The organism is Paenibacillus sp. sg306046 (assembly GCF_059821225.1).
On sequence record NZ_JCAMRT010000017.1, the window covers coordinates 1 to 13,785 of the forward strand.

Consider the following 13,785-nt stretch of genomic DNA (forward strand, 5'->3'; position numbering starts at 1 on the left):
TATGGCCGTTGGCAACACCCTGTACGTAAGCAGTGGCTGAGTTTTCCGCAGCTGTTTCTGCTTCGATGGCCACGATGGTTGGCGTGTTAAAGTTAATGGTATAGACCACGGTTTGCAAACCATCCCTGGTTACAGTCACTGTAGCCTTTCCTGGTAGGGCTGTTGCTTGTGTAACCGTAACATTTGCGTCAGCGTCATTTGAGACAGCTGAGACTTGCGGCGGTGCTGAGCCTGCAGGAAGGTCTACGGAATAGGTGTACACACTTGGATTGAATCCGGTCAGCTGCACGCCATTCACCTGAAGCGATTTTAAATTCGTATCGAAATTTGATCCTGACAACTTGTCATCTAATTTAAAATAATCAAAGTCAACGTAACCGCCTGTTGTTTTGGTAGCAAAATTAAATAACGCAAAACGGTAACCCATAAAATGCGGAAGTGTATACGACATTTGGAGTGTATTTCCTATAGAAGCCCAACGCTGACCGTCAAGACTGAAATAGAAATAGGCTTTATCCGTCCTATTTTTAAAATCCAGTTCAGTCCTCAAGTAAACCGTATTTTGATGAAGAGGGATACTCGCCAATTCCACCGGCGCTCCCGAACTGCCATTCATCATGATGACAGACTTCGTATTGCCGGACATTTTAACGCCAACAAATCCATAATTTTTTTGGAATGCCGCAAGTCCGGCATAATCCCCGTCTTTCATCTGGCTAACATCTAAAGCAACCGTGCCTGAGCTTTCCGGCCCGAAGGTTCTCTGTGTCAGCGAGTTTCGTGCATTCAGAATGTCTGTGCTCGTTCTGCCGTTTTTAAGCCTCAGATATCCGGGGCGGTCAGTTAAAGACCAAAATCTATGATCAGGATTATGATTCCATTGCCATACTAGTGAGAGATTGGAACCATTGTCGTCATTTTCCCCGCTTTCGACCTCTGTATGATAGGCTGCAGCCTTGTCTGTTCGCTGGTCGAAATCATCTGAAGAAACCCACGATTTCGAAAGTTCTGCTGGAATCCCGGTGTCATTGACATCCCCGAATACAGGCCATCCAGCCGGACTCCATGTCATTGGTACAATGTAGGGGATACGACCCACCGACCCGTAATCCTGGAACAACATGCCATACCACTTCCCGTCAGGAGACTGAACAACACCCCCTTGCGCTACGCCGGCACTGCTCGAATTACTGCCGGATCTCAGCGCAATTTTCCCTTCGTATGTGCCGTCGATCGTATCCGCTCTGTGGACTAGCTCCGTGCGAATATTCCCTGTAGGCCATGAAATGTTGAAGATGTAGTATTTGCCGTTAATTTTATGAATGTGCGAGCCTTCAGCTCCAAGACCGCCCGAGCCTCCGGGAGCGCTTGCATTTTGAATGATTGTTTTATTCATTCCACCTGCTTTGATCGCCGTGGCATCTGCAGTAAGCTCAATTAGTTTAATAGCTCCATTTCCATAAACCATGTATACACGTCCGTCATCATCAAACAGCAAGGACATGTCATGATAAACGCCACCGGCAAGCTCATATTTCTCCCACGGCCCTTTTTCTATATCCATGGTCTGAAAAATATAGGTTTTGCCGATATCATTGGAAGCAAACACTACATAAAACTTGCCGTTATTGTATCTGATGCTGCTTGCCCATGAGCCTTGCCCGTACAAATTTTGGCCATTGGAAAGCGTTTGCTTGTCAGTGGCAGCCAAAATATCGTATACATAATTGACAATTTCCCAATTGACGAGATCCTTCGATTTCATAATTGGAACTCCCGGGTTCATGTGCATCGTAGTGCTGGTCATATAATAAGTATCGTTGACCCTGATCACATCAACATCCGGTACATCGGCCCAAATAATCGGATTTTTTGCAGTGCTTTCTGCTGCGTGTGTCGTGTTGTTGCCCGGCAACCAACTCATTACCAATGTAAAAATTAATAAGCATGCAAACATTTTTTTGTACATGGTTTTGAATGTCCTCCCATTCTCGCTCAGTTTAAAAGCTGATTTTTGACCACTTTGACGAATGACTGTGCTCCATCATGTTGTCGGCAGAAATTGATAGCGCTTTACATTTGGCAGATGATCAGTTAACCGGAAACATACCGCCGATCCCCCCCTTGGATCATATTGCCCTCATTATAACTGTGCGACTTTTAAAGCACGATGTAATTTCTTTTTATAAAAGTTCATATTTTTAACTGAATCCAGGCTCAAAGCAAAGTGAACGTCAAACAGCCCCCACCTAAAGATGAGGGCAAATCTGAACGATGCTTGTATCAAACGCGGCAGCGTCTTCCGATTGAACAGGTGAGCTACGTTTTACGCTTACGTTTCATCATCTGCTCACCGGCCTCGCTCCGCTCCATGACCAAGAGAGCGCTGTCTAAATGTCCACTTTTCTTAAAATCCTTGGTGGTCATCCCGGTTATGCGTTTAAAAAGAGTCGAGAAATAATGAGAATCGTTATAGCCGACGAGAAACGCAATTTCAAAGGACTTGAACGATGTCGTCTTAAACAGCTCCATCGCTTTGCTTATGCGATAATGCGTCAAGTACTCAATAAAAGTGCGGCCTGTTTCCTGACTGAACACTTTGCTTAGATGACTGGAGCTCACCTTGACATGCTCCGCTGCATCCTGAAGAGAAAACGTGTCTTTGTTGTAATTAGCATGAATATACTCCTTAACACTCCGGAGCATCTCGCCGTATTTGTCCTTCGTTTGAGAACGCCATGACCAGAATTGATTGGTGAGGCAGGTCAAATATTGAATAGCCTCCTCTGTAGAACGGACCGTTTTAAGCATTTGCTGCAGCTGCTGGAGCGTATCTTCAGGCGCATCCCAATGCCGATACATTTCCTTAGCCGAACGAAAAACCTCCAATGTCAAATCATTAAGAATGTAATGGCCGATGGGGGATGCAGTCCAGTCAATTCGATTCAATGCGGAGGCGTATTCCTCAATGAACGAAGATAATTGGGAAGGGGATCCCATCTTCTGGAAATTCATAAACCAGGCACGGTCCAGGAAAACGTACTGTTCCATCGTTCCTGAGATTGATTCCCAAAGCGTAGCCCGGTTTTGGCTGGACAACCGCCTCCAGTGCATATCCTCAACAGCTTCCAGGAAGGAGAGGTGAATATTCATAAGACGTTCCTGTACGCTGCCGATCCCCATAGCGATCGAAACCGATGCAGCGGGAAGTTGTTCGGTATTTAGATGCAGGATTTCCTTGAAGATTTCCAATTCATGCTGGATTTGTTCCAGCGTCTCTCCCTTGATCAGCCAGCAGAGCTCGGTGCGGCTTCGCTTGAATGTTAACAATTGCTTACGATCAAGAGCTTGTTGAAATTTCCGAAGCAAATTATGTTCGACTTGACTCCCTACACAAATATCCGCTATTGGCTTGTCCTCCAGAGTACGAACATCTGAGATCACCACAACATAATACCGCGCTTGGAAATCAAGCGACAAAGACGCACCGAGTTGAATCGCTTCAACCGTTGTGACAAAACCGCTGCACAGATCATTAAGCAGCTTCTCGCGCGTAATTTCCAGTTTCTCAAGCTCACTCTGCCTCAATTTGTTAATGCTGGCCTTTGCTTCACGCTCCTTATCTATCAATTCGCTTGCATTACGCAGCAGCTGGATGAGATCAGAGGCCCGGATCGGCTTCAAACAGTAATCGTGGACCCCCATCCGTAAAGCCGCTCTTGCATAGCCGAAATCCTCGTGTCCCGTCAAAATAATAATTTTCACTTCCGGCTTCCGTTCTCGAACGATTGCGCTTAAATCCAGTCCGTTCATCAAGGGCATCATAATATCCGTAATGACTATGTCAGGTCGTAATTGCTCGATCAAAGTCAGCGCCATTTCCCCATCGGGGGCATCTCCGCAATAAATAAAGCCCTCTTGCTCCCACTGGATGCACTCCCGTATCGCTTCCCTGATCAGAAATTCATCGTCTACGAGCATGACCTTTTTCATTTCAGCTCACCTTTTTCCATTGGAATGAGAAGGGTGACTATCGCATTTAGAAAACGTTTTCAATTTTACATAACCCTATTTTAACAGCCTATATCCCAAATTATAATGAACAAACTTCCGATCTTTTGCACTTTTATCGGATTTGCTTCGTATAACGGAAATAGGCAAAGTCGGCATATCCGCCACCTTCCTTTGTTGCATAGTTGAATAGTCCGAACCGATATCCCATGAAATGATGGAGCGTATAGTTCATCTGAAGCGGCTGGCCGATCGGCATCCAAGCTTCCCCGTCCGTTGAATAATAGAAATGAGCCATGTCGGCGCTCGCTTCAAAATTACAATCAATTTTCAAATAAATCCGGCTGCTTGCATACGCTGCGCACGCTACCGTTTCCTCCCGAGCATTCTCTCCTTTAACGCTCATAGCGACTAGAAGCTTGCCATCCTCAGCAACCTGAATACCTACGGCGCCGAAATCAGAGGCCAATACGACAAGACCGGCCCGGTCTCCCGGCTTCATTCCCTCCGAATCGACCATCGTCGAACCCGTGCATCTAGGCCCCTCCGTACGCTGGGTCAACGTATTACGGGCATATTCAACGCTGTCGGCCAGCTGTCCGGTCTTCAAACGCAACCAGCCTCGCCGCTCCGTCACGGACCACAGAAAGTGATTCGGGTTATGATTCCACTGCCAATTCAGAACTAACCTATTGTCTTCGTACTCAAACTCATCGCTGACTACGAGAGCTTTTGGCGTTGAAGCCGGGAGTGCCGCTTCAACGAATACCGTCGCTTGACCCTTCGCGCCGATGACAGGCCAATCGTGCTCCCAGGAAACGGGAAGCACACAAGGAACCCGGCCCACAGCATCGTGGTCCTGAAATAATACGGCATACCATTCGCCCGCAAGCGTGCTGACGATCCCCCCTTGAGCGACGCCATGATTCCGATACCCCATGTCATCGTCGAGCAGCAGCTTGCGATCGTAGGGTCCTAACAGCTCACGCGAACGATAAACCAACTGTCTGCGGCGGCGATTGCCCGTATTCGGCCATTCAATGAAAAACAAATAATAATATCCGTTCAATTTGTACGCATGGCAGCCCTCACACCGAAGTCCAATTCCGCTGCGTTCTGTCTCCAGCAACAACTGGTTAATACCGTCAGGCTTATGCGCCGTTGCATCGGCAGTCAGCTCCGTAATACGGATATCGCCATTTCCATGAAACACAAACACGCGGCCGTCGTCGAACAGCAAGCTCGGATCATGGTGAAGACCCGGGATGCTGAATCGTTCCCATGGCCCGTGTTCAATGTCTGTTGTCCGATACACAAAAAAGGTGTTCCTATCATTGCTTGAAAAGCTTACGTAATACAGCCCATTATGATAGCGCAAGCTTGCTGCCCACGAGCCTTTTCCGTAGATGCCTTTGCCATCCAGCAAATTATGGGCGTCGTTATCTTCGAAGGTATCGAAGACGTAATTTACAAGCTCCCAATCCTTCAGATTTTCCGACTTCATGATCGGACAGCCTGGCATCATATGCATGCTCGTGCTGACCATATAAAAAACGTGTTCTACCCGGATCACGCTTGGGTCTGGAACGTCCGCCCAGATGACTGGATTCGTGAACATCGTCTTATTCATGGGCAATTCTCCCCCTATGCTCGCTCAATTACTCGCGGCAATTTAACATTTCACGGTATTCCAAAGGTGTTACGCCAGTTGACTTCTTAAAAAATCGAGTGAACGAATGCGGGGCCTCGTATCCCACCTGAGCACCTACTTCTGCAATCTTTAGCCCGTCTTGCTTTAGCAGTTCTTTTGCTTTTCCCACTCTGACTTCATCTATGTACTCCGATAAATTGACTCCGCTTTCCTGTTTGAATAGCCGTGATAAATAGGAGGGGTTGAAATGAATGACACTGGCTAAACGTATGAGAGACAAGTCTTCGCCAATATGTTCATCAATATACGAACGAACCTTGTTAATCACATCAGCGGCCCTGTTGCGTTCAACACTCAAACGGAGATCAAACAAAGACTCTGCAATCGTATGCAAAGACATGAAGCTCTCTTGCCAAGAGCTATGCATATCTCTTTGCATAAGACCTGCCGCTCCAACCTTATCGTGCAGCTCCCAGCGGTTTATATACGATAAAAGGAGCAGCGCGATCGTGTAATACAGTTCTAATCGAAACGGTACCCTGTTTCTGCGTTCATCGAAAGCCGTGTCCTTCAGCTCATGAAACAGATAGAAAAATCCTTCTCTGCTTCCTCCTTCCAAATAAGCGGCCAAGGAGTGTGCCTTTTCTCTCAAAGCTCGTGAATGAGCAGCCGTTTCGGCCAGCTCAAAGTTAACCGTCTGTACCATCTGTACGCCGTCGCCCGCGCGCCAATACTGTTGGCTTCTTACCCGATCATACACCTCGCCAAGCTGAATCCATTCACACGGGTCAGAGCAAAGTGTAATGGAATACGTGACTCCCAACGATTCCATACATGCTTGCTGCATGAGCTCAAATTGTCCTTCCAGAAACTTGACTAGGCGGACGTAGTCTTCGCCCGACTTTATTCCATTGTCATGCTTCGGCTGAATCAGCCACACGAGTCCGCCGTAACGGTCAATGATCCCCAGGCTATTCGTACGTTCCGCAAGAAACTTCTCTGCGAGAAATTTCACGGCAAGCACTTTTTCCTGACCTTCGGCAAACGAATGGTGCATGCCCGTGTGCTGCAGGTCGCCTACCGACACAAGAACAGGCTGAGAGGAATCAAGCGAGATGCCCAATTTGCGCAAATCGACCTCCAATTCCTCCACCGTTCGCGCCCCGCGCAGCAAATGCTGGAAATAGTCTCCCTGGGCAAGTGTCTCAAGCGTGCTAAGCTTTTCCCTTGACTGCTGGATGAGTTGATGGAATTTAAGACTTTCCTCCAGCTCCTGAATGGCCTCGGACACGACTTCAATAATCTTGTCATACCCTTCACTTTTAAGGAGATAGCTCACTCCCTGTGTTTGAATGGCTTCATAAATATAATCGAAGTCATGATACCCTGTGAGAAAAATGATTCTGCAATGAAGCCAGCTGCTCCGAATGCTCCTCATGAGCTCCAAACCATTCATTTCAGGCATACGGATATCCGATAACACGATGTCAACTCTGGTTTTGTTCATCAAATCCAGCGCTTCTTCGCCGGAATAGGCTTTATACAAATCAAGATCGAGGTTCAATTGGCTAAATACATCAAATAGCCCGTCCGTTATGATCTCCTCATCATCGACGATCAGCATTCTAATCACTGGCATCCGCCCCCTTGATGGGAAAACAAATGTTTACTTTTAATCCTCCAAGCTCGCTTCGATTCACTCGCACACCGTATATTTCACCGAATGTCATCTTCATGCGGCGGTGAATATTCACCAATCCAGTCGTCTCCATATAATCATCACCGTTGTTTAGCGAATCTGAAATCCGCTGCAAGCCTTCGTTCGTTAAGCTTTTTCCGTTATCCTCCACCACGACACAAGCCTTCGTCTCTCCAAGCTCGAACCGGATCACAATCGTTCCGCCCTGTTTCATGTGTTCCAAGCTGTGTTCAAATGCATTTTCAATAATCGGCTGGATGACCAAACGTGGCACTAACACCTGTTCCATTTCTGGCGGTAGGGATTCGAATTGTACCCCAATGCGCCGCGAAAAGCGTAGCTCCTGAATTTCTGTGTACATCCTGGCATGATGAATCTCTTGCCTGAGCAAAACCTCATCAGATGCATTGCGAGTTACAAATTGGAAATATTCGCCGAGCTGTGTTGTGAAATGTCCAATACGTTCAACGTCACCCGTCCTCGCCATCGTTTTCAATATAAAGAAACTGTTGTATAGAAAATGGGGATTGATTTGCGATTGAAGCTGCTTCAATTCCGCCCGTTGCGTCATGATTTTCTGTTTATAGACCTGATCAATCAAGGAACGAAGCTTCACCACCATTAGGTTAAATCGGCCATACAAGTATCCAAATTCATCCTTTGATTCATGCTGGATATTAACGTCAAGGTCTCCGTTCTCCATTCTCCGAAAACTTTTTACAAGTGTTAGCAGCGGCTTATGAATAAATTTATAGGTATAATATGCATAAACGCCTATGATGACGGTGGCGGCAAAAATAAACAACCAGGCCCACATGTAAAACTTGTCCAGCGGCTTCTTGAACAATTGCTCCGGAATAAAACGGTAAATCGTCATGTTCAAATCATCAGAGCTTGCAACAGCAATATAATAGCGGCTACCAGAGATGATAAAGGCTCCTGAGTTAATAATTGAAGATTCCCTTAGGTGTTGAACGACAGCCTCCAGACCCAGCTGCTCTACCGATTTGCTCATCAACCTAACATCGGATTTCTCCAAGCTCATCAGCGTTCCGCTACCAGGATAAGTGTTGATATGGTTTAACGCCTCCTGTAGCTTCAGTTGGTCAAGCTCGATTTCAATGATAAACAGCGGCGGATTTCCATAGTTCCCACTTTGCTTCAAGGCGCTTAAAAAAAGTCCGCCCTGCCACTCCATAATCCGATTGCTGCGGCTGCCCATCGTCGAGAGAAGGCCATAATAATGATTACTATCAAATTCATGTGGCCCATTAACCGACGATATGGTTTTGGAGATCGGGTAAATATGGGCGCTCACATTTTTAATATACGGACTGCTGTTTGCAACAGCGTAGAGCCGCTTCCATACGGTGTTGACTTTTTCAGTGCGCTTGAACAAATCCATTGTACTCCAGGTCAACGTCATCTCGTTGAGATCCTCATCCTCAAGAACGCTGTACTGCAGCAGCTTCATCCGCTCAACCTCGTTCTCAAGATCGTTCAGATAGAAGGTGATCTGGGATATCGCTGTTTTGGACATGTCTTCGCTTGCCGTTTGAACGATCCAGTTATACAGATAGATGCCGAATAAAATAATGGGGAGCATGATCAATAAAAAAGTACCGAGCAGCCGAAGGAAAATCGTGTTTTGCAAGGACAGGGATTGGCGTTTAATCAAGGCGCAAGCCTCCAACTTTTTCTTCCATTATAGCTTGAATGATGGAAAGCCGCCTTACGCATTTTCGTCTTGTATCCTGCTGCCGTTACCCCTTAACGCTGCCAAGTACAATCCCTTTTACAAAATACTTTTGCAGAAATGGGTACGCCAAAATGATGGGAAGGGAGCCAAGAAATATTTGCGATGCTTTCAGTGTCCGGTCGGAAATAAGCGCCAAATTCATCGCCTCGTCGCGAGACAAATTCGTTAAATTGTGTTGAATGACAATCGTCTGAATATAGCTTTGCAGCGGGTAATGACTAGGGTCCCCCATAAGAAGAAGTCCGTCAAACCAACTGTTCCAATGCTCTACCATGGAAAATAGAGCAAGCGTCGCAAGTGCGGGCTTGGAGATCGGAACATAAATTTTCCAAAGCGCTGTCCAGTAGCCGGCGCCGTCCATGACAGCCGCCTCCTCAAGCTCTTTCGGCACCTCGCGAAAAAAATTCAGCAATAATACAACACTGAAAACAGGAACGGCGCCGGGCAGGACAAGCGCCCAAATCGTATCCAGGAGATTGTACGCTTTAAGCGTAGAGTACCAAGGAATTAACCCCCCATGGAAAAGCATCGTTAAGAAGAAAATCCACGCGTACACAACACGCGGGCGAAACGTCCTTGTTTCTTTGGATAAAGGAAAAGCAACCAGGATCGTTAAAACTAAATTTAGCGGCGTACCGATCGCAATACGCTTCAGAGACACCAGCATGGATTGCCAGAACGCCTCCCGGCTAGCTGCATACGTATAGGAGGCCCATGTAAAATCAACCGGCCACAATTTCACATGACCTGCCGCTGCAGCCGTACTTGAGCTAAATGAAACGGCGACGATATGAACGAGCGGCAGTACACATAGTAACGATACCAAGATAAGGAAGGTAGTATTCAGAACGGAAAACCATTCAGGTCGCTTGCGACTCGTCGATACCCGCATGTATGCGTCAGACGCTGATTTTGCTGATTGCTGTGCCATAAGGTTTCCCTCCCGCTCCTCCTAGAAAATTCGATAATTCGCAAAGCGATAAGCAACAAAATAGGAACCCGCGATCAAGATGAGTGAAACCAGCGACTTGAATAGTCCGACTGCTGTCGCAACACCGTATTGGGCATCCAGCAAGCCGATCCGATATACAAACGTATCCAAAATATCGCCGCTTTCATACACCTGCGGGCTATACAAGTTAAACACCTGATCGAATCCCGCATTTAACAGCTGTCCCAGACTTAAAACAGACAGCAGCACGATGACCATGCGCATTCCGGGAATGGTGATATACCAAATCTTATGCCAACGGTTAGCGCCATCAATTGTAGCCGACTCGTACAAACCGGGATCAATGCCGGTTATTGCCGCTAAATAAATGATGGTTCCATAGCCAAAGTTTTTCCAAATATCGGATGAAACCAGAGTAAAGGGAAACCAATGATTGTCCCCGAGAAAAAAGATTCGCTCAAGGCCAAACGCATCCAGCAATTGATTAACAATACCGCTTGAGGGCGATAAAATATCAATGAGTATACCGCCAAGAACGACCCATGAGAGAAAATAAGGTAAATAAATTGTCGTTTGTACACTTCTTTTAATCACTTCATTTTTCAATTCATTGAGAAGAATGGCAAAAACAATAGGTACGATTAAGCCTAGAACAAGCTTTAGACTCGAAATAAAAAGGGTGTTCCACAAGACCTGATTAAAGCTGGGCAGGTTCATGACGTATTTGAAATTATCCAAACCGATCCACCGCTGATCGCCAAAAAGACCTCTTGCAGGAATGAACTTCTGAAATGCGATAATGATTCCTGCCATAGGGACGTAGGAGAACAGAATAATCAGCACCAGTCCCGGTAATATCATGAGATGCAGCGGAAGCTCTCTCCATAGTTTCCTGGTTCCCATATCCATCCTCCATCATTTGAAGCAAAATAAGCAGAGGAAGGAAGGCGACCCCTCCTCTGCCCATTGCTACTTTTTCGTTTTCGCATACCAGTCATTTACTTCTTTCGTAATCTGATCTCCGCCTAATTTCGCCCAATCCTTCACAAATTTATCGAATTCATCGACAGACCCACCCATAATAATTCTGCCGTATGTCTCATTCATCAGCTTTTCCAGCGTCGATTTACGCTCAACCATGGTAGGCGTAGGTGCGCCAACAAACTTGTCCATCAGAAACTGATTGTTTTTATCGTACTGATCAACGATCCCCTCGGAGCCTTCCGGTCCATAAATCCGCTCCCATCCCCATAAGGCGAATCCTTCCTTCGTTGCTGAGTTATAAGCGTCTATTTTACTTTGAATGGTTTTGGCTTCTCCTTTCAAAGTCGAGAAGTTACCGGCTTTACGGGCTGCATCAATCGCTCTATAGGCCTCTACGTTCTTTTTTACCGGAGCCGGCGTGACTGGGGACAGCTGCCACACGCTTTCCGCATCCGGCGGTGCGTAGTACTTGTCAAACTCCGCCGTTGCGCCGAAGTTTTTCTCCAAGTGAAGATTAAACAATTTGATAACCGCTTCAGGATGCTTGACGCCCTTTTTAACCGCAAAAAATTTAGTCGTGCTGAATTTCAGAGGAACCTTCGGAGTATCTCCGGATTCCGATACAATCGGAAATGCGCGCCATTGTGCATGGGGTTCATTGTTCTTGCTTAATTGTAATGGCCAAATGGAGTTCCACTGTTCGCCGTATTCCATCCCGATTTTTCCGGCAGCGATTTGCTCGGACACTTTGCCGCCATCTTTAATACCGAACTCCTGATCCAGCTCACCGTTTTTGAACATGCTCTGAAGGGCTTGGAGCGCTTTCTTGACTTCCGGCTGAATGCCGCCAAAAATCAGATTACCAGAGGCATCGGCCAGCCACATATTCGGATAAGCTTTATAGCCGGCCATGAATCCCTCCAATCCCATGGCTCCACCCCATAAGATCTTGGTTAAACCAAGTCCAAATGTATCTTTTTTTCCATTGCCATCCGGATCATTTTCCGCAAAGGCTTTCGATATTGCCTGCACGTCGGCCATGGTCTTCGGAGGCTGCAAGCCTAATTTCTGAAGCCAATCCGTACGAATCCAAAGAAACATAGCGCGTTCGATCGAAGAATCGACCTGGGGGATCGCCATCAGCTTGCCGTCAATCGTAGCCGCGTCAAATGGACTGCTCCCCTCTTGCGATAAAATTTGTTTGGTGAACGGAGACGCATATTTCTCATACAAGGCGGTCATCTCTTCAATCTGCTCGGAATCGGCTAATTGCTTCAATTGCGTGGCGTTGACCGGAATAACGTCAGGCAGATCACCGGAAGCCAAGGTTACATTTAACTTCTGTAAATATTGCTCCGAGGTGTCGCTCCCCTTAACAATCCAATTGTTTTTAATCGTGATGCCCAACTGGTCCTTATATAAACGGCTCCATCGGTTATCCTCGAACGTTTCGCCTTTAAGCACGCCAAGCACATTGTTTTCTACAACATCACTCAGATTTCGCACAAACGACACTTCGATTGGCGGATCATACTTGCCAAGAGGGTCTGCGTTTGTAACTTCAGCAGCGCTTACCGCTTCTTTCTGTCCAGCCTCCGGTTCATTTTGATTCGTACACGCAGCTAAAAACGTAGAAATTACCAAGAACGGAATCGTTAACGCTTTCAATTTAGACTTCTTTTGGTTCATGAACATCCCCCCAATTCTTGGTTTTAGATGCGCTCGCAGCAAGGTTGCTTCGTCATGTATTCATTATAAAATCCATAAATGCAGCGAACAATGTGCAACTCTTTACTTTACTTACCTGTCGTTGTCATTTTGTAAGCGTAATCATTTCTAGTCAAGTATTATGGATGCTATATACGCGATATCCATAATATCGACCTTATGATCTCCATCCAAATCAGCTAACTTGGCGACTGCCCAATCTGCACTGTTGGAATCTTTGCCGTAATGATAAGCCACAATGGCAAGGTCACCTACATCTATGCATCCATCTTTATTAAGGTCAGGAGAAGCCAAGCTGCCGATTGAAATGCTTTTGCTGCGAAGCGCCGCCTGGATCACTGCTCCTTCGGAATCAGCAAGTTCGGCCTTAGAGGCTTCGATCGTGCCAATCGTATCCTGAACGCCGGTTTTCACTTTAAAATTCACATTCCGAGCCAGCGTGCTTGCACCTGTTATACCTCCAATGTTAGCGGCAATAAGCCTGACTTTACCCGGTGTTGCCTGTTCCTCTCCGACGATCCCGATGTTAGTGGCGGCCCCTGCCGCATTTACGTAGTCAAATTTAGCGGCATCATACGTCAAGGTAAGGTCTTCGGCATAAACGCTTTTCGCCAAGTTGTTCAAGCTAACTCCCACTGTAAAGCTGCTCCCGGGCATCACCGCGTTGTCTGCTGAAAGCGCAGCTGTTGGGACCAGGCTGCCCGTCTTCCTGTCAGCGACAAAAGTCGTAACGCCTTGGGCAGGCAGTTCAGCCGTAAAGGAACCGTTGGTCACCTTAATGGGGGCTCCGGCCATAAGCTTGCGAGTGCTGTCCGTTAACCACGAAGCTACGTTCGTTGCGGTCTCGTTCTGCAGCACAAACTGTTGACTCACAGCTGTATTTCCTTTATTTACAGCAACAATGGAGGGGGCGGGTCTGGTAGGCTGATTTCCGGTGCGAAACAGGCCCTTTAGCCGCTTCGCCCATCGCGGGAGCACCGGACCCGCCAGAGGCTCCAGGT

Annotated in this window: 9 protein-coding genes; all 9 read right to left on the reverse strand. The window is 46.9% G+C overall.

All coding sequences use genetic code 11. From position 1 onward, the window contains the following. Positions 1 to 1,969: glycoside hydrolase family 43 protein (locus tag AC6ROY_RS17360; protein ID WP_500101839.1), on the reverse strand; the 1,969-nt coding region annotated here is incomplete at its 3' end. Between the two features lie 350 nt (positions 1,970 to 2,319). Continuing rightward, entirely contained in the window at positions 2,320 to 3,993 is a 1,674-nt protein-coding gene (locus AC6ROY_RS17365) for a response regulator (RefSeq protein ID WP_500101840.1), read from the reverse strand. A 133-nt stretch (positions 3,994 to 4,126) separates the two neighbouring features. Further along, on the reverse strand, positions 4,127 to 5,641 hold the full coding sequence (locus AC6ROY_RS17370) for a glycoside hydrolase family 43 protein (protein ID WP_500101841.1): 1,515 nt from the start codon (positions 5,639 to 5,641) through the stop codon (positions 4,127 to 4,129). A 28-nt stretch (positions 5,642 to 5,669) separates the two neighbouring features. Next, positions 5,670 to 7,301 carry a response regulator transcription factor gene (locus AC6ROY_RS17375; protein WP_500101842.1) on the reverse strand — a complete coding sequence of 544 codons (1,632 nt, stop codon included), beginning with the start codon at positions 7,299 to 7,301 and terminating at the stop codon, positions 5,670 to 5,672. After that, the gene (locus AC6ROY_RS17380; protein ID WP_500101843.1) at positions 7,288 to 9,039 is read right to left on the reverse strand and encodes a sensor histidine kinase; all 1,752 of its coding nucleotides are present in this window, start codon (positions 9,037 to 9,039) and stop codon (positions 7,288 to 7,290) included. Before AC6ROY_RS17380 ends, AC6ROY_RS17375 begins: the two co-directional genes overlap by 14 nt. A gap of 85 nt (positions 9,040 to 9,124) precedes the next feature. Continuing rightward, positions 9,125 to 10,051, reverse strand: coding sequence for a carbohydrate ABC transporter permease (locus AC6ROY_RS17385; protein ID WP_500101844.1), 927 nt, complete (start codon positions 10,049 to 10,051; stop codon positions 9,125 to 9,127). A 21-nt stretch (positions 10,052 to 10,072) separates the two neighbouring features. Continuing rightward, entirely contained in the window at positions 10,073 to 10,975 is a 903-nt protein-coding gene (locus AC6ROY_RS17390; RefSeq protein ID WP_500101845.1) for an ABC transporter permease, read from the reverse strand. Between the two features lie 66 nt (positions 10,976 to 11,041). Next, positions 11,042 to 12,745, reverse strand: a complete 1,704-nt coding sequence (locus tag AC6ROY_RS17395; RefSeq protein WP_500101846.1) for an extracellular solute-binding protein — start codon at positions 12,743 to 12,745, stop codon at positions 11,042 to 11,044. A gap of 147 nt (positions 12,746 to 12,892) precedes the next feature. Further along, on the reverse strand, positions 12,893 to 13,657 hold the full coding sequence (locus AC6ROY_RS17400) for a cohesin domain-containing protein (RefSeq protein ID WP_500101847.1): 765 nt from the start codon (positions 13,655 to 13,657) through the stop codon (positions 12,893 to 12,895). Between the last annotated feature and the right edge of the window lie 128 nt (positions 13,658 to 13,785).

Excerpts from the sequence above, each read along its gene's own strand:
- AC6ROY_RS17365 (WP_500101840.1), bottom strand. The coding sequence starts at position 3,993 with ATGAAAAAGGTCATGCTCGTAGACGATGAATTTCTGATCAGGGAAGCG.
- AC6ROY_RS17370 (WP_500101841.1), bottom strand. The coding sequence starts at position 5,641 with ATGAATAAGACGATGTTCACGAATCCAGTCATCTGGGCGGACGTTCCA.
- AC6ROY_RS17375 (WP_500101842.1), bottom strand. The coding sequence starts at position 7,301 with ATGCCAGTGATTAGAATGCTGATCGTCGATGATGAGGAGATCATAACG.
- AC6ROY_RS17385 (WP_500101844.1), bottom strand. The coding sequence starts at position 10,051 with ATGGCACAGCAATCAGCAAAATCAGCGTCTGACGCATACATGCGGGTA.
- AC6ROY_RS17390 (WP_500101845.1), bottom strand. The coding sequence starts at position 10,975 with ATGGGAACCAGGAAACTATGGAGAGAGCTTCCGCTGCATCTCATGATA.
- AC6ROY_RS17395 (WP_500101846.1), bottom strand. The coding sequence starts at position 12,745 with ATGAACCAAAAGAAGTCTAAATTGAAAGCGTTAACGATTCCGTTCTTG.